This window comes from Streptococcus sp. Z556, assembly GCF_053010225.1.
Map to the genome: position 1 here is coordinate 92580 of NZ_JBRKNU010000002.1, position 14776 is coordinate 107355.

Sequence of the window (14776 nt, forward strand, 5' to 3'; positions counted from 1 at the left end):
TTTTATTACGTGAGACATTATAGCAGAATTTTTTTTCAGTGTAAAGAAAAAAACGGAAATTTTCTAAAAATTCTCTCAATTTACAAAACCGAACGTTTTATATTGAAATTAGTTTCTCAAAGAGAAAATCTGAAAGTATGGTATAATATTAGAAATAAAAGGAATCTGGAGGATTAGAATCATGGTATCAACAAAAACTCAAATTGCTGGTTTTGAGTTTGACAATTGCTTGATGAACGCAGCAGGTGTAGCTTGTATGACGATAGCTGAGTTGGAGGGTGTCAAAGACTCAGCAGCAGGAACCTTTGTCACTAAGACAGCAACCTTGGACTTCCGTCAGGGAAATCCTGAACCTCGTTACCAAGATGTTCCACTTGGTTCCATCAACTCTATGGGCTTGCCAAATAATGGTTTAGACTACTATCTGGACTATCTTTTGGACTTGCAGGAAAAAGAGCCAAACCGAACTTTCTTCCTTTCTCTAGTCGGCATGTCTCCAGAGGAAACACATACCATCTTGAAAAAAGTCCAAGAGAGTGAGTTCAAAGGACTGACAGAGCTTAATCTCTCTTGTCCAAATGTTCCAGGAAAACCTCAGATTGCTTATGATTTCGAGACAACAGACCGTATCTTGTCAGAGGTATTTGCCTACTTTACCAAACCTCTTGGGATCAAATTGCCACCTTATTTTGATATTGTCCACTTTGACCAAGCGGCTGCTATTTTCAACAAATATCCGCTCAAGTTTGTCAACTGTGTTAACTCTATCGGAAACGGCCTTTATATTGAAGATGAGTCGGTCGTTATTCGCCCTAAAAATGGTTTTGGTGGAATTGGTGGAGAATACATCAAACCGACTGCTCTTGCTAATGTGCACGCCTTCTACCAACGTTTAAATCCGCAAATCCAAATCATCGGAACGGGTGGCGTTCTGACGGGTCGTGATGCCTTTGAACACATCCTCTGCGGTGCTAGTATGGTGCAAGTAGGAACGACACTCCACAAGGAAGGCGTTGGAGCTTTTGAGCGCATTACCAATGAGTTGAAAGCAATCATGGCGGAAAAAGGGTACGAGAACCTAGAAGATTTCCGTGGGAAATTGCGCTATATTGATTAAATGAAATAGAAAAACAAGAAGAAAGGAGAGAAGATGCTAGCCATAGAAGAGAGTCAAAATTTGTCTTTATCAAACTTATCTAGCCTGACCTTATTTACAGGTTCGGACCAAGGTCAGTTTGAAGTTATGAAGAGTCAAGTGTTGAAGCAGATTGGTTATGATCCAGCTGACCTCAATTTTGCTTATTTTGATATGAAAGAAGTAGCTTATAAAGACTTAGAGTTGGAGTTGGTCAGTCTCCCTTTCTTTGCGGATGAGAAAATCGTGATATTAGACCATTTTGTCGATATTACAACAGCCAAGAAACGGTTTTTAACGGATGATGAACTCAAGTCATTTGAGGAATACCTTGACAATCCTTCACCGACAACCAAGTTATTAATTTTTGCAGAAGGAAAGCTGGATAGCAAAAGACGATTGGTTAAACTGCTCAAACGTGACGCGACAGTATTTGATGCTATGGAGGCTAAGGAACAAGAACTTCGCCAATATTTCCAAAAATGGAGTCAGAAACAAGGTCTGCAGTTTGCGGAAAAGTCTTTTGAAAATCTACTCATCAAGTCTGGTTTTCAGTTTAGCGAAATCCAGAAAAATCTCCTCTTTTTACAGTCTTATAAGTCAGGCGATGTGATTGAGGAAAAGGATATTATCGAAGCCATTCCAAAGACTTTGCAAGACAATATTTTTGATTTAACTCAGTTTATTTTAGCTAAGAAGATTGATCAGGCCCGTGACTTGGTCAGAGACTTGACCCTGCAAGGGGAAGACGAAATCAAGCTCATAGCTGTCATGTTAGGACAGTTTCGAACCTTTACCCAAGTGAAGATTTTATCAGAGGCTGGTCAAACTGAATCGCAGATTATAAGCAGTCTAGGTACTTATTTGGGACGCAATCCTAATCCTTATCAAATCAAGTTCGCATTAAGAGATTCGAGAGGGATTTCCTTGACTTTTCTCAAGCAAGCGATTTCTTATTTGATTGAAACAGACTACCAGATTAAGACAGGTGTCTATGAAAAAAGTTACTTGTTTGAAAAGGCACTCTTGCAGATTGCGACAGAGGCAAATTGAGCAAAAAACTTGAAAAAAGAGGATGATTGCGTTATCATTTTCTTATAGAAAGAAAAAGAGGTATTACAGATGGCTATTATCTTACCAGATCTTCCATACGCTTACGACGCTTTGGAACCATACATCGATGCTGAAACAATGCACTTGCACCATGACAAGCACCATCAAACTTATGTCAACAATGCAAATGCAGCTCTTGAAAAACACCCTGAAATCGGTGAAGACCTTGAAGCTTTGCTTGCTGATGTAGAATCTATCCCAGCTGATATCCGCCAAGCGCTTATCAACAACGGTGGTGGACACTTGAACCACGCTCTTTTCTGGGAATTGATGACTCCTGAAAAGACTGCTCCTTCAGCAGAACTTGCAGCAGCAATCGATGCAACATTTGGTTCATTTGAAGAGTTCCAAGCAGCCTTTACAGCAGCAGCTACAACTCGCTTTGGTTCTGGCTGGGCATGGTTGGTTGTCAACAAAGAAGGGAAGCTTGAAGTGACTTCAACAGCAAACCAAGACACACCAATCTCAGAAGGCAAAAAACCAATCTTGGGCTTGGACGTTTGGGAACATGCTTACTACGTGAAATACCGCAACGTGCGTCCTGACTACATCAAAGCTTTCTTCTCAGTGATTAACTGGAACAAAGTAGACGAGCTTTACGCAGCAGCTAAATAATAAAATATGGAGGGAAGAATTGTTCTTCTCTTTTTAAGGTTATAAAGCAGAAGTCTGACAGAATCGTCAGACTTTTTTCATTTTCAGGATATTCGTGCCAACTTGTAGAAATTATGGTAAAATAGAGTGTTAAGTAATCGTGGAAAAGGAAGACTATGCGTAAAGAAATTGCACCTGAATTATACAACTATAACAAGTTTCCTGGCCCAGAATTTCAGGTAAATGGGGATAGGGTTGAGACTGAAGGGATTGCTTTTACCTTGGTTGAAAATATCAAGGAGGCTTTCGATGTGAACGTCTTTAATCAGCGCTTTTCAGAAGTGTTGACCAAGTTTGATTATGTCGTGGGGGACTGGAGCAATGAACAGCTTCGCCTACGCGGTTTTTACAAAGACGATCGAACAGAGGAAAAAATTGAAAAAATCAGTCGCTTACAGGATTATCTTTTGGAGTACTGTAGTTATGGGTGTGCTTATTTTGTCCTAGAAAACCAAGCACCTAAGCGTGCGTCGTTTGACAAGAAAATGCGTAAAAAGGAAGAGGAGAATCTTCCTAGAAGAGGAAAGAAACCTTCGCAAAACAAGAGAAAACCAAATGCGGATAAGCGAAATAGACGTCGTCATAAGGACCAAAAGTCTCAGAAAGAGGACAAGGGACAGCGCCATTTTGTCATTCGTCAGAAATAGATAGAGAATAAGGAGAAGAGATGAAACCGTCTATTTATAGTTTAACACGTCAAACCATGCAAGAATGGGTATTAGAACAAGGAGAAAAGAAATTCCGTGCAGATCAAATCTGGGAATGGCTCTACCGTAAACGTGTCCAGTCATTTGAAGAAATGACCAACCTTTCTAAGGATTTGATTGCCAAGCTCAATGACCAGTTTGTGGTCAATCCTTTGAAACAGCGAATCGTACAAGAGTCAGCTGACGGTACTGTTAAGTATCTTTTCGAGTTGCCAGATGGCATGTTGATTGAGACAGTACTCATGCGTCAACACTACGGTTTGTCAGTCTGTGTGACCACTCAGGTTGGCTGTAATATTGGTTGTACCTTCTGTGCATCAGGCTTGATCAAGAAGCAACGTGACCTCAATAACGGAGAAATCGTAGCGCAGATCATGCTAGTTCAGAAATACTTTGATGAACGTGGTCAGGATGAACGTGTCAGCCATATCGTTGTTATGGGAATTGGTGAACCATTTGATAACTACAATAATGTTTTGAATTTTGTTCGTACCATCAATGATGACAAGGGGATGGCTATCGGTGCTCGTCACATCACTGTTTCAACCTCAGGTTTGGCCCATAAAATTCGTGACTTTGCTAATGAAGGCGTACAGGTCAATCTGGCTGTGTCTCTTCACGCACCAAACAATGAATTGCGTTCAAGCATCATGAAGATTAACCGTGCCTTTCCGATTGAAAAGCTCTTTGCAGCTATTGAGTACTATATCGAAACAACTAATCGCCGTGTGACCTTTGAATACATCATGCTCAATGAAGTCAACGATGGTGTTGAACAAGCCTTGGAGTTGGCTGAATTGCTCAAGAACATCAAGAAATTGTCTTATGTCAACTTGATTCCCTATAACCCTGTTAGTGAGCATGACCAATATAGCCGTAGTCCTAAAGAGCGCGTGATGGCCTTCTACGATACCCTCAAGAAAAAAGGGATCAATTGTGTTGTCCGTCAGGAGCATGGTACAGATATTGATGCAGCTTGTGGACAATTACGCTCCAATACAATGAAACGTGATCGCCAGAAGGCAGTCGCAGCGGTAAATCCATAAAATGACTAGAAAAAGCGAATTAATTTTAAGATTGGGAGTGGCTGTTTATAGTCTATGCATTATTTGTTTTTGCTTTACTCCCCAGCCTCAACTTCCTACAGGAGTGGAAACTCCAGGTATTCAAACTTTTGGACGCCTGGTTTTTCTTTTAACTCCCTTAAACTCCCTTTGGAATCTGGGTGAAGTGACTAGCCTTCTGCAGCTATTCTGGATATTTTTGCAAAATGCCTTAAATATCCTCCTGCTCTTCCCGCTGGTATTTCAACTGCTCTACCTCTATCCAAACTTGCGGCAAACGAAAAAAATCATCCTTCTCAGTTTTTTACTGAGTCTAGGAATTGAGTGTACGCAACTAGTCTTAGACTTTTTCTTTGATTTTAATCGGGTCTTTGAGATTGATGATTTGTGGACCAATACCTTGGGTGGCTATCTAGCTTGGATTCTCTACAGAAAATTAAATGTAACTAAACTTACAAAGGAATTAAAATGAGTATTTTAGAAGTTAAAAATTTAAGTCACGATTTTGGTGACCGTGCAATTTTTGAAGATGTCTCCTTCCGTCTCCTCAAGGGAGAACACATCGGTTTAGTCGGTGCCAACGGTGAAGGAAAATCAACCTTTATGAGCATCGTGACTGGTAAAATGCTGCCAGATGATGGAAAGGTGGAGTGGTCTAAGTATGTGACTGCTGGCTATCTAGACCAGCACGCTGTGCTAAAAGAAGGCCAAACTGTGCGCGATGTTTTGCGGACAGCCTTTGATGAGCTTTTTAAAGCAGAAGTTCGTATCAATGAACTCTATATGGAGATGGCAGAAGAGGGCGCAGATATCGATGCGCTGATGGAAGAAGTTGGCGAACTCCAAGACCGTTTGGAGAGTCGTGATTTTTATACTTTAGATGCCAAGATTGACGAAGTGGCGCGTGCCCTCGGTGTCATGGACTATGGTATGGATACAGACGTAACAGCCTTGTCAGGTGGACAAAGAACCAAGGTACTTTTGGCTAAACTCCTCCTTGAAAAACCAGATATTTTGTTGCTTGACGAGCCAACCAACTACTTGGATGCTGAACACATTGACTGGCTCAAACGCTATCTCCAAAACTATGAAAATGCTTTTGTCCTTATTTCGCATGATATTCCTTTCCTCAACGACGTAATCAATATCGTCTATCATGTTGAAAATCAACAATTGACTCGCTATTCTGGAGACTACTACCAGTTCCAAGAAGTCTATGCTATGAAGAAATCTCAGTTAGAAGCGGCCTATGAACGTCAGCAGAAAGAGATTGCGGACCTCAAGGACTTTGTCGCTCGAAACAAAGCCCGTGTTGCAACACGTAACATGGCCATGTCTCGTCAAAAGAAACTCGATAAGATGGATATCATCGAACTTCAAAGTGAGAAGCCAAAACCATCCTTTGATTTCAAACCAGCTCGTACACCTGGGCGCTTTATCTTCCAAGCCAAGGACTTGCAGATTGGTTATGACCGTCCACTTACCAAACCATTAAACCTCACCTTTGAACGCAATCAAAAAGTTGCCATTATTGGAGCCAATGGTATCGGGAAAACAACTCTCTTGAAGTCTCTCTTGGGAATTATTCCTCCCATTGCTGGGGAAGTTGAACGCGGTGATTACCTAGAACTTGGTTATTTTGAACAGGAAGTAGAAGGTGGAAATCGCCAAACACCTCTTGAAGCTGTCTGGAATGCCTTTCCTGCACTCAATCAAGCAGAAGTTCGTGCAGCCCTTGCTCGTTGTGGTTTGACGACCAAGCACATTGAAAGTCAGATTCAGGTCTTATCAGGTGGGGAACAAGCCAAGGTGCGTTTCTGTCTCTTGATGAATCGTGAAAATAACGTTTTAGTATTGGACGAGCCGACCAATCACTTGGATGTGGATGCCAAGGATGAACTCAAACGAGCCCTTAAAGAGTACAAAGGAAGTATTCTTATGGTTTGCCACGAGCCAGACTTCTATGAAGGCTGGATGGACCAAATCTGGGACTTTAACAAGGTAACTTAAAAGCATTAAAAAAGCCAAGTCATTTAGACTTGGTCTTTTTAACTAGTAATTTAAATAGTTTTCAACTTCAGATTTCTCAATTTCTTTACCATAGTGGCAAATCGGACAAGAAACGAAGTAACTTTTACCATAAGGAAAAAGTGGAATCCAGTAAAGGGTGAACTTGCGCCCTGTTTCAACAATTTCCCATGTGTCGACATTGTTACAGTGACCACATTCGATCGCAGTTTGCGTATGTCCCAAATCTTTCTGATAACCTTTAGAACCCCAAAATAGAATCATGTCATCGTCTCCTTATCTGTTGATGGCTTATTCTTTGCTGAAATCGTAGTCTTTCACCACTTTGATACTATCAATGGTGATAGCAGACGTTGGTTTGTCTTTCTCATCTTTTTCAGCCTTGGCAATCTTGTCAACAATATCCATGCCATCGATGACTTGACCAAAGACAGGGTGTTTGCCGTCTAGACTTGGATTTCCGCCCTCTTTATAGGCTTCGATGATTTTTTTTGGATACTTGCTGATAGGGAGTTTAGCAGAAATATCTGTCGAGTTTTGGTTGATGAAGAATTGGCTACCGTTGGTATTTGGTTGACCAGTATTAGCCATAGCAAGTGCTCCTCGGATATTATATAGGTAAGGAGAGATTTCATTTTTAAAACCAGTTCCAGTATCCTTGGTATTATCCTTACCATGCCAGATAGATTGGCCTCCCGTACCATTTCCTTTTGGATCTCCACCTTGAATCATAAAGCCATCTATTACACGATGGAAGGTAACGCCATTGTAGTAACCTTCTTTAGCGTGAGTTAGGAAATTTTCAACTGCTAGAGGAGCTAATTTTGGAAAGAGTTTGATACGAATATCACCTTGACTTGTGTGAAGGATAGCTTCAGCCTCATCTTCAGCTACTTCCTTAGAAAGTTGAGGGAAGTTAGCATTTTCATTTGTTAAGGCGTCTTTCAAATCTTTGGCAGCCTGAGCAGCTGCTTTTGAGCTTTCTTCTGCTGAGATACTAGAGTCGACATACTCATCGCCACGGAGACCACGTTGGATACTAGTACATCCAGCAAGGGCTACAGTTGATAGTAAAAGAAGGGTTGCTAGTTTTTTCATTGTTTTCCTTTCAAAAATTCATTTCTACCATTGTACCCTAAAAGGGAGGTGATTTCAAATGTTAATGATTTTACTAAAAATTTCTAGTAGTTAAAAAATCAAAACTCTGTCAAGTTTTTTTCTTGACAGATGTCAAAAATCTGCTATAATAGAACATGTGCTAAATAGCTCAGCTATTTCACCGAAATAAAAAATAAGAAAAGAGACATTAAAAAATGGCAGTTAAAATCCGTTTGACTCGTATGGGTTCTAAGAAAAAACCTTTCTACCGTATCAACGTAGCAGACTCACGTTCACCACGTGACGGACGTTTCATCGAAACAGTTGGAACTTACAACCCACTTGTTGCTGAAAACCAAGTGACTTTGAAAGAAGACCGCGTTCTTGCATGGTTGGCTGATGGAGCTCAACCTTCAGATACAGTTCGCAACATCCTTTCAAAAGAAGGCGTATTGAAAAAATTCCACGATTCTAAATTCTCAAAATAAGTTTAAAGTAGGTTGACAGATGGATACGATTGAAAATCTCATTATTGCGATTGTGAAACCTTTGATTTCACAACCTGATGCCTTAACTATCAAGATCGAAGACACACCAGAGTTTTTGGAGTATCACTTGGATCTTGACCAAAGCGATGTCGGTCGTGTTATCGGTCGTAAGGGTCGCACTATTTCTGCGATAAGAACGATTGTCTACTCTGTCCCAACTGAAGACAAGAAAGTAAGAATCGTTATCGATGAAAAATAAAAAAAAGCGGGACAGATGTCTCGTTTTTTTGTGAGGAGAATAGTAATAGCGATCATCATGAAGTACCAGGTCTTAGTCTGATACATTTTTACTTGATGATATCTAGATGCAAAGGGAGTTATAATTTATGAACAAAAAAACAAAAGCCTATTTGGCAGCCTTATCCTTTTCAGCAATCATTGGATTTTCTTTTTTATTTACTAAGATTGCTTTGGGCTATGCCAGTCCTCTAACGAACTTAGCGCATCGCTATACAATCGCAGCTTTGGTATTGGTCATCCTTCATCAAACCAAACTTATCAAAGTGAGTTTAAGTAGAAAAGATATTCTTTCTATTCTTCCTATGAGTCTTTTCTATCCACTTCTCTTTTTTATTTTTCAATCCTTTGCTTTACAGTATATATCGTCTTCTGAAGCTGGAATTTTACAGGCTCTTGTCCCAATTTTTACGCTCCTTTTAGCATCAGTCTTTCTCAAGGAAAAGACAAGTTTGCTTCAAAAGTTCTTTTTACTTTTATCCGTAGCAGGAGTAGTTTTCATCTTCCTTAGCAAAGGAGCAAACTTTAGCACTGAAACTGCTAGCTTGGGCTTTCTCTTGATGTTGGGATCTGTTCTCGCCAATGCAATAAACAATATCCTCAGCAAGTCCAAAGGAGGTCGCTATCGGGCTATAGATATGACAGCTGTTGTGATATTTGTTGGTTTCATAACTTTTAATATGCTAAGCCTGACCTCGCACTATCTAGATGGCAACATACTAGCCTACGTAGAGCCGCTTGGACAGATGCCCTATCTGCTTTCCATCCTCTATTTGGGAATTCTAGCTTCTATCGTGACTGGTAGTCTCTCTATCTATGCTATTGTTCGCCTCGGGGCATCAACCGTCAGTGTCTTTGGTAATCTTGGAACCGTTTTGACCATTCTAGCCGGAGCCCTTATCCTCCACGAACCAATTTATAGTTACCATGTCATCGGAGCAACTTTGATTATTGCTGGAATTTTAGGCATGAATCTGAGGAAAAAAAGTAAAGATTGTTTAGCAGTCTTTTTCTTTATCCAAATGATGCAGAAAATTCAAAATTTTTAATGAAATCAAGTTTAGAAAACCATGATTTTAATATAGCATGATAAAATAGATAACAAGAATGATATTAGGATAAAGAGGAGAGAGTGTAGAAATGAAGCCAAATGATATTGCTGAAGCTATTGCTTTTTATAACAGAAAACCCGAGACTTTGGTACGCCACATTATACCAGTATTAGATTGTGATTTGGTTGTTTATCATCGTCCTGGAAGCTCAAGTAAAGGACACATTATTTTTTATCATGGAGCTTGTGGCCGTAGTCAGATGTGGGCCCACCAATATGATGCTTTTGAGGGATTTGACCTCTATTTTGTCAATGTTAGAGGACAGGGTGAATCACCTATGAAAGTTGGTCTACCTGACTTAGAAGGTGCTGTTCAAGATGTAGATGCTATTTTGTCCTATTTCCAGCTAGATAAGGTGATATTGGTTGGTCATTCTTGGGGAGGAAATCCATTTCAAGAGTACACCTATCGCCATCCAGAAAGAGTCCTAGCCTTGGTCATGGTAGATAGTTGGGGACAGCATCGTTACCTATCAGATAAAGAAAGAGGTCGAATCAAATATAGTTCTCTTATGTATAAAACGATTCCTTGGAAGGTGATTGCTGATAAAAATTCAAAAATGTGTACTGATAACCCTATCACAAGAGAATTGGTCAAGACGGCCATTATAGAAACTGGGCGAGATGTTTTCTTGAACCTTGGGATCACAGGGTTCTTGGCAGTCCATGAGATAGAAGGATATAAAGGAAATCCTCCCATGCTATTAGTAAGAGGTGAAAACGATTTTCCCAAACACCTAAAGAAAATTTATGATGGTATCATTGCTCTAAATCCCAATGCGCGTCAAGTAACGATTTCAGATAGCAAACACCAACCTATGAATGACCATCCTGAAGAGTTTAATCAGCTTATAGGTGAATTTTTTGAAGAAGTAGTAGCCTTGTAAGGTAGGACCTATCCAACTTGTGAAAATCTTTGGAACGTGATAAAATAAAGGATAGAAATAGATACAGGAGACAAGATGAACTACTTTAATGTTGGGAAAATCGTCAATACGCAGGGTCTGCAGGGTGAGATGCGAGTCTTGTCTGTGACGGATTTTGCTGAGGAACGGTTTAAAAAAGGGGCAGAGCTAGCTTTATTCGATGAAAAAGATCAGTTTGTTCAAACAGTGACCATCGCCAGCCACCGTAAGCATAAGAACTTTGATATTATCAAATTCAAAGACATGTACCATATCAATGCGATTGAAAAATACAAGGGGTATAGTCTCAAGGTCGCTGAGGAAGATTTGAACGATTTAGATGATGGTGAATTTTACTATCACGAGATTATTGGTTTGGAAGTTTACGAGGGAGACAACTTGATTGGAACTATCAAGGAAATCCTTCAGCCAGGCGCCAATGATGTCTGGGTAGTCAAACGAAAAGGCAAACGAGACCTACTCTTACCTTATATCCCGCCAGTAGTTCTCCATGTTGATATTCCAAACAAACGGGTTCAAGTGGAAATCTTAGAAGGGTTAGACGATGAAGATTGATATTTTAACCCTCTTTCCAGAGATGTTTTCTCCGCTGGAGCACTCGATTGTTGGAAAGGCTAGAGAAAAGGGGCTCTTGGATATCCAGTACCATAATTTCAGGGAATATGCTGAAAAAGCTCGTCATGTTGACGATGAGCCATACGGAGGTGGGCAAGGAATGTTGCTCCGTGCCCAACCTATTTTCGATGCCTTTGACGCCATTGAAAAGAAAAATCCGCGAGTGATTCTCCTTGATCCTGCTGGGAAACAGTTCGATCAAGCTTACGCTGAGGATTTGGCCCAGGAAGAGGAACTGATCTTTATCTGTGGTCACTATGAAGGGTATGACGAACGCATCAAGACCTTGGTAACAGATGAAATTTCCCTAGGAGACTATGTTTTGACTGGTGGTGAATTGGCGGCTATGACCATGATTGATGCGACCGTGCGCTTGATACCAGAAGTGATTGGTAAGGAGTCTAGTCACCAGGATGATAGCTTTTCTTCAGGACTTCTCGAATATCCTCAGTACACTCGCCCTTATGACTATCGAGGCATGGTGGTGCCAGATGTGCTCATGAGTGGGCACCATGAAAAGATTCGCCAGTGGCGGCTTTATGAAAGTCTAAAGAAAACCTACGAGCGCAGACCTGACCTGCTAGAAAACTATCAACTAACATCCGAAGAAGAAAAAATGCTGGCAGAAATCAAAGAAAACAAAGAATAAAGGAGAACCTTATGCAAGTAATCAAACGTAACGGAGAAGTTGCTGACTTTGATCCAGATAAAATTTACCAAGCTGTCCTAAAAGCAGCTCAGACAGTTTATGTTTTGACAGATGATCTACGTCAAAACCTAGCTCAAGTTACTAAAAAAGTAGTCTTGGACTTGGACGAGGCAAAAGTAGAACGTGCGACTATTAGTATGATCCAATCAATGGTTGAAAATCGTCTGTTAGGTGCAGGCTACATTACTATTGCGGAGCACTATATCTCTTATCGCTTGCAACGAGATTTGGAGAGAAGTGGTTATGGTGATCATATCGCAGTTCACCTTCATTTTGAACAAATCCGTTAAGAAAAAGAGTGGGATGCAAAGAACATCTCACTCTTTCTTAAATAGACTTTTCTGTGCTTTTTCTACCGTAGAAGGGACAAAACGGATTCTCTTGATGTCACCAATCCGAATGATACGTGTCACATTTCTAGTGAAATTTTTGACAATAATCTGCTGACGACTGACATCATATTTGACAATATCACCCGTAAAACTTGTTTCAGAAAGTATGACATGAACAGCAGATTTTTTCTGGATGGCCTGCTCGATTGTAGCTGTTAGGGAGTTGTCTTCGGTTTGATGAGGTTCGGCATTTCCATTGAGAAAACCCTGTAGTTTATCTAGTACAAGTTTAAATGTTTGTCTCATAAGATCCTCCCTTCTTATCTATCCACATTATATAAAATTTTCCTAAAAACCACAAGATTTTTACGAATAGACTAGTGAAAGCATATCACATAAAGGAGTTAAAAATGGCAGAATTTACATTTGAAATCGAAGAACACTTACTCACTTTGTCCGAAAATGAAAAAGGCTGGACAAAAGAACTAAATCGAGTTAGCTTTAATGGTGCCCCTGCAAAGTTTGATATTCGTTCTTGGAGTCCTGACCATACTAAAATGGGCAAAGGAATCACGCTTTCCAATGAAGAATTTCAGGTAATGGTCGATGCCTTTAAAGGTGGACAATAAAAAGAATCTTGAGTGGAACTCAAGATTCTTTTTTCATGAAACAATATAGTCACACAGAGAAGTTTTAGACAATTGAATGAAAGTCTCTCTAAATTCTTCAGGCGGTAATGGATTATCTTTACGAATCCAGACTTCGATAAAAGAGATTGCCATGGTTGTAATGATATAAGCAATGTCTTCTTTACTAAAATTATATTTCAGCTGGTAATTAACATTTTTTAGTACCCATTCTGAGTATATCTCACGCAGAAACTCCTTCCAACATGGGTCGACTTGTGTGGTATACAAGGTGTTAATAATTTCTTTTTTTTCATATATGAGCGGAAGTATATAGTCTGCTAAAAAAGAAATGGGATCTCCATCATTGTTAGGGCTGTACTTATTAAAGACGTTAAAAATGTGCTGATTGGTCTCTTCGTGAATGTACTCAATAATATCTTCAAAGTTGTTAAAATGCTTTTGATAAATCGCTTGTCGTGAGATACCAGCTTCAGCAGCAATTTCAGTCATTGTAAAGGAACTACGTTGAGGATTTTTCTTAGCTAGTGTGATGAGTGAATTAATAATTAAGTCACGAGTATTCTTTGGCATGATTTCACCTTTCTATTTATAATTATTTATTTGATTTAACTTAAATATTGAATTATCTGTTTTTGTATAGTTATATTGTATCACAAAATTTTAAAGGAATACAGTTCTATTTTTAGAAATAATGATGAAAAGTTTTACACGGTGCTATAATCATAAAACAATGTAAGCTGATGTCTTTTTAATAAATTAAAATATTTTTCTATATATCTATTTTATCAGTTGTGAATAAATTATAAAATTTTTGACAAAATGAGTATTAATATTGTTCTGATAAATGGGAATAAAAAAATCAATGTATCAATATTTTCGAGGAAAGGCAAGTAATTTTAATCAGTCTGTTCTGATACAAAATGTAATCGAAACAGATTTACTATAAAACAGAATGAATCTAGTAATAAAAAAACATTCAACAAAGAGAATTTTTTATAAAACATATAAATAGAGGGGAAATGAGTCAGAAGTTTAAACTATAGGATTTTTTAGTGGTTTTTAAATTATTAAAGTACGAAAAAAATAGAAATAATTGTATAGATTTCCTTGACAAATTATATAAATATTTTATAATATAAATCAAGGAACTATGTTAATCTATAAAAAGAACATGGTCTTATTTAAAACTATGTTCTACTTTTTTTGTGCATAGAAAAATATTGTTGAAGGGATTTCATATGAGAAAACTAAAAAAATCTCTATTATTTGGCTACTCACAAGATTCGGTACATACTGTAATCAGTGAATTAAAATCTGAAATTCGTGATTTGGAGATTCGTAACTTACAGTTACATGAAAAAATTGAGGAATATACCAAGAAAGAGCTGTTTATTTCAGAAACAATGATTGAAGCAAAACGTGTTTCACGACAAATTGTTGAAGATGCAGAGGCTCAGTCTAATCATCTCCTTAGTCAAATGTTGGATCATATTGAAAAATCAAATGAAGAACTCCATCAGCTTGAAGTGACTAGGCAAGATATCATGAATTGTACAGAATATATCAAGCAAGAACTCAAGCAACTGCTCGAGAATCAAATTATGATGATTGATTCTATTGATACTGGCGGTGTTCACTATGTTGGACATATTATTGATGATTTACTCGTATCAGGGCAAAATCGTATTGATCGTTCGGGACAAATTCTTAATAATCAAGTTCCAGATCCTGTACAGACAGGTAAGTTTGAACACAGCAATATCAGCCATATCAATTCCAATACACAGGCGGTAGTAGACATGGATGAGCCACCTCTATTTTCTATTGATTCTTTTTAGGAGAGAAATTT

At 38.9% G+C, this 14776-nt stretch carries 20 protein-coding genes; 16 read left to right on the forward strand and 4 right to left on the reverse strand.

Annotation, left to right across the window (positions count from 1 at the left end; genetic code table 11):
• The first annotated feature begins 181 nt into the window (after window positions 1-181).
• The 7 genes from ACVC7S_RS02845 to ACVC7S_RS02875 all read left to right on the forward strand — a co-directional run bounded on the left by ACVC7S_RS02845 (window position 182) and on the right by ACVC7S_RS02875 (window position 6683).
• On the forward strand, window positions 182-1117 hold the full coding sequence (locus ACVC7S_RS02845) for a dihydroorotate oxidase (RefSeq protein ID WP_447266114.1): 936 nt from the start codon (window positions 182-184) through the stop codon (window positions 1115-1117).
• Window positions 1118-1150: 33 nt separating this feature from the next.
• Window positions 1151-2188, forward strand: coding sequence for a DNA polymerase III subunit delta (holA, locus tag ACVC7S_RS02850; RefSeq protein WP_447266115.1), 1038 nt, complete (start codon window positions 1151-1153; stop codon window positions 2186-2188).
• A gap of 69 nt (window positions 2189-2257) precedes the next feature.
• Window positions 2258-2863, forward strand: coding sequence for a superoxide dismutase SodA (sodA, locus tag ACVC7S_RS02855; protein ID WP_000974733.1), 606 nt, complete (start codon window positions 2258-2260; stop codon window positions 2861-2863).
• A 155-nt stretch (window positions 2864-3018) separates the two neighbouring features.
• A complete protein-coding gene (locus ACVC7S_RS02860) occupies window positions 3019-3549 on the forward strand; it encodes a YutD family protein (RefSeq protein ID WP_447266116.1) in 531 nt (176 codons plus the stop codon).
• 20 nt (window positions 3550-3569) lie between these two features.
• Window positions 3570-4655: a 23S rRNA (adenine(2503)-C(2))-methyltransferase RlmN gene (gene rlmN / locus ACVC7S_RS02865; RefSeq protein ID WP_061599238.1), complete on the forward strand. Its 1086-nt coding sequence runs from the start codon at window positions 3570-3572 to the stop codon at window positions 4653-4655.
• Between the two features lies 1 nt (window position 4656).
• Window positions 4657-5145 (forward strand): VanZ family protein, encoded by a 489-nt coding sequence (locus ACVC7S_RS02870; protein WP_447266117.1) that lies wholly within the window; start codon window positions 4657-4659, stop codon window positions 5143-5145.
• The gene (locus ACVC7S_RS02875) at window positions 5142-6683 is read left to right on the forward strand and encodes an ABC-F family ATP-binding cassette domain-containing protein (protein WP_447266118.1); all 1542 of its coding nucleotides are present in this window, start codon (window positions 5142-5144) and stop codon (window positions 6681-6683) included. The genes ACVC7S_RS02870 and ACVC7S_RS02875 overlap by 4 nt, the downstream gene beginning before the upstream one ends.
• A gap of 42 nt (window positions 6684-6725) precedes the next feature.
• Here the strand turns inward: ACVC7S_RS02875 and ACVC7S_RS02880 are convergent, their stop codons facing one another.
• Both ACVC7S_RS02880 and ACVC7S_RS02885 read right to left on the reverse strand, forming a co-directional pair.
• The gene (locus ACVC7S_RS02880; RefSeq protein WP_000600214.1) at window positions 6726-6965 is read right to left on the reverse strand and encodes a zinc-ribbon domain-containing protein; all 240 of its coding nucleotides are present in this window, start codon (window positions 6963-6965) and stop codon (window positions 6726-6728) included.
• 27 nt (window positions 6966-6992) lie between these two features.
• Window positions 6993-7799: a peptidylprolyl isomerase gene (locus ACVC7S_RS02885; protein ID WP_447266119.1), complete on the reverse strand. Its 807-nt coding sequence runs from the start codon at window positions 7797-7799 to the stop codon at window positions 6993-6995.
• A 215-nt stretch (window positions 7800-8014) separates the two neighbouring features.
• Here ACVC7S_RS02885 and rpsP point away from each other — a divergent pair, with 215 nt between their 5' ends.
• From rpsP to ACVC7S_RS02920, 7 genes are all read left to right on the forward strand, one after another.
• Complete coding sequence (gene rpsP, locus ACVC7S_RS02890) at window positions 8015-8287, forward strand: 30S ribosomal protein S16 (protein ID WP_000268760.1); 273 nt, start codon at window positions 8015-8017, stop codon at window positions 8285-8287.
• Window positions 8288-8306: 19 nt separating this feature from the next.
• On the forward strand, window positions 8307-8546 hold the full coding sequence (gene kphA, locus ACVC7S_RS02895) for an RNA-binding protein KphA (RefSeq protein WP_000379617.1): 240 nt from the start codon (window positions 8307-8309) through the stop codon (window positions 8544-8546).
• Window positions 8547-8673: 127 nt separating this feature from the next.
• On the forward strand, window positions 8674-9633 hold the full coding sequence (locus tag ACVC7S_RS02900; protein ID WP_447266120.1) for a DMT family transporter: 960 nt from the start codon (window positions 8674-8676) through the stop codon (window positions 9631-9633).
• A 91-nt stretch (window positions 9634-9724) separates the two neighbouring features.
• A complete protein-coding gene (locus ACVC7S_RS02905) occupies window positions 9725-10582 on the forward strand; it encodes an alpha/beta fold hydrolase (protein WP_447266121.1) in 858 nt (285 codons plus the stop codon).
• A 75-nt stretch (window positions 10583-10657) separates the two neighbouring features.
• Entirely contained in the window at window positions 10658-11176 is a 519-nt protein-coding gene (gene rimM, locus ACVC7S_RS02910) for a ribosome maturation factor RimM (protein ID WP_447266122.1), read from the forward strand.
• Window positions 11166-11885 carry a tRNA (guanosine(37)-N1)-methyltransferase TrmD gene (gene trmD, locus ACVC7S_RS02915; RefSeq protein ID WP_447266123.1) on the forward strand — a complete coding sequence of 240 codons (720 nt, stop codon included), beginning with the start codon at window positions 11166-11168 and terminating at the stop codon, window positions 11883-11885. Before rimM ends, trmD begins: the two co-directional genes overlap by 11 nt.
• A gap of 11 nt (window positions 11886-11896) precedes the next feature.
• The gene (locus tag ACVC7S_RS02920) at window positions 11897-12235 is read left to right on the forward strand and encodes an ATP cone domain-containing protein (protein WP_001196052.1); all 339 of its coding nucleotides are present in this window, start codon (window positions 11897-11899) and stop codon (window positions 12233-12235) included.
• Between the two features lie 27 nt (window positions 12236-12262).
• Here the strand turns inward: ACVC7S_RS02920 and ACVC7S_RS02925 are convergent, their stop codons facing one another.
• A complete protein-coding gene (locus ACVC7S_RS02925) occupies window positions 12263-12583 on the reverse strand; it encodes a hypothetical protein (protein WP_447266124.1) in 321 nt (106 codons plus the stop codon).
• Window positions 12584-12687: 104 nt separating this feature from the next.
• Between ACVC7S_RS02925 and ACVC7S_RS02930 the strand changes: the two genes are divergently transcribed.
• A complete protein-coding gene (locus ACVC7S_RS02930; protein ID WP_000807432.1) occupies window positions 12688-12906 on the forward strand; it encodes a YdbC family protein in 219 nt (72 codons plus the stop codon).
• Between the two features lie 33 nt (window positions 12907-12939).
• On the opposite strand, the gene ACVC7S_RS02935 is transcribed toward ACVC7S_RS02930, so the two are convergent.
• Window positions 12940-13497 carry a TetR/AcrR family transcriptional regulator gene (locus ACVC7S_RS02935; protein ID WP_447266125.1) on the reverse strand — a complete coding sequence of 186 codons (558 nt, stop codon included), beginning with the start codon at window positions 13495-13497 and terminating at the stop codon, window positions 12940-12942.
• 668 nt (window positions 13498-14165) lie between these two features.
• Between ACVC7S_RS02935 and ACVC7S_RS02940 the strand changes: the two genes are divergently transcribed.
• Window positions 14166-14765 carry a hypothetical protein gene (locus tag ACVC7S_RS02940; RefSeq protein ID WP_447266126.1) on the forward strand — a complete coding sequence of 200 codons (600 nt, stop codon included), beginning with the start codon at window positions 14166-14168 and terminating at the stop codon, window positions 14763-14765.
• The last annotated feature ends 11 nt before the right edge of the window (window positions 14766-14776 follow it).

Coding starts and splice junctions, on each gene's coding strand:
- ACVC7S_RS02845 (WP_447266114.1), top strand. CDS start 182: ATGGTATCAACAAAAACTCAAATTGCTGGTTTTGAGTTTGACAATTGC.
- holA (WP_447266115.1), top strand. CDS start 1,151: ATGCTAGCCATAGAAGAGAGTCAAAATTTGTCTTTATCAAACTTATCT.
- sodA (WP_000974733.1), top strand. CDS start 2,258: ATGGCTATTATCTTACCAGATCTTCCATACGCTTACGACGCTTTGGAA.
- ACVC7S_RS02860 (WP_447266116.1), top strand. CDS start 3,019: ATGCGTAAAGAAATTGCACCTGAATTATACAACTATAACAAGTTTCCT.
- rlmN (WP_061599238.1), top strand. CDS start 3,570: ATGAAACCGTCTATTTATAGTTTAACACGTCAAACCATGCAAGAATGG.
- ACVC7S_RS02870 (WP_447266117.1), top strand. CDS start 4,657: ATGACTAGAAAAAGCGAATTAATTTTAAGATTGGGAGTGGCTGTTTAT.
- ACVC7S_RS02875 (WP_447266118.1), top strand. CDS start 5,142: ATGAGTATTTTAGAAGTTAAAAATTTAAGTCACGATTTTGGTGACCGT.
- ACVC7S_RS02880 (WP_000600214.1), bottom strand. CDS start 6,965: ATGATTCTATTTTGGGGTTCTAAAGGTTATCAGAAAGATTTGGGACAT.
- ACVC7S_RS02885 (WP_447266119.1), bottom strand. CDS start 7,799: ATGAAAAAACTAGCAACCCTTCTTTTACTATCAACTGTAGCCCTTGCT.
- rpsP (WP_000268760.1), top strand. CDS start 8,015: ATGGCAGTTAAAATCCGTTTGACTCGTATGGGTTCTAAGAAAAAACCT.
- kphA (WP_000379617.1), top strand. CDS start 8,307: ATGGATACGATTGAAAATCTCATTATTGCGATTGTGAAACCTTTGATT.
- ACVC7S_RS02900 (WP_447266120.1), top strand. CDS start 8,674: ATGAACAAAAAAACAAAAGCCTATTTGGCAGCCTTATCCTTTTCAGCA.
- ACVC7S_RS02905 (WP_447266121.1), top strand. CDS start 9,725: ATGAAGCCAAATGATATTGCTGAAGCTATTGCTTTTTATAACAGAAAA.
- rimM (WP_447266122.1), top strand. CDS start 10,658: ATGAACTACTTTAATGTTGGGAAAATCGTCAATACGCAGGGTCTGCAG.
- trmD (WP_447266123.1), top strand. CDS start 11,166: ATGAAGATTGATATTTTAACCCTCTTTCCAGAGATGTTTTCTCCGCTG.
- ACVC7S_RS02920 (WP_001196052.1), top strand. CDS start 11,897: ATGCAAGTAATCAAACGTAACGGAGAAGTTGCTGACTTTGATCCAGAT.
- ACVC7S_RS02925 (WP_447266124.1), bottom strand. CDS start 12,583: ATGAGACAAACATTTAAACTTGTACTAGATAAACTACAGGGTTTTCTC.
- ACVC7S_RS02930 (WP_000807432.1), top strand. CDS start 12,688: ATGGCAGAATTTACATTTGAAATCGAAGAACACTTACTCACTTTGTCC.
- ACVC7S_RS02935 (WP_447266125.1), bottom strand. CDS start 13,497: ATGCCAAAGAATACTCGTGACTTAATTATTAATTCACTCATCACACTA.
- ACVC7S_RS02940 (WP_447266126.1), top strand. CDS start 14,166: ATGAGAAAACTAAAAAAATCTCTATTATTTGGCTACTCACAAGATTCG.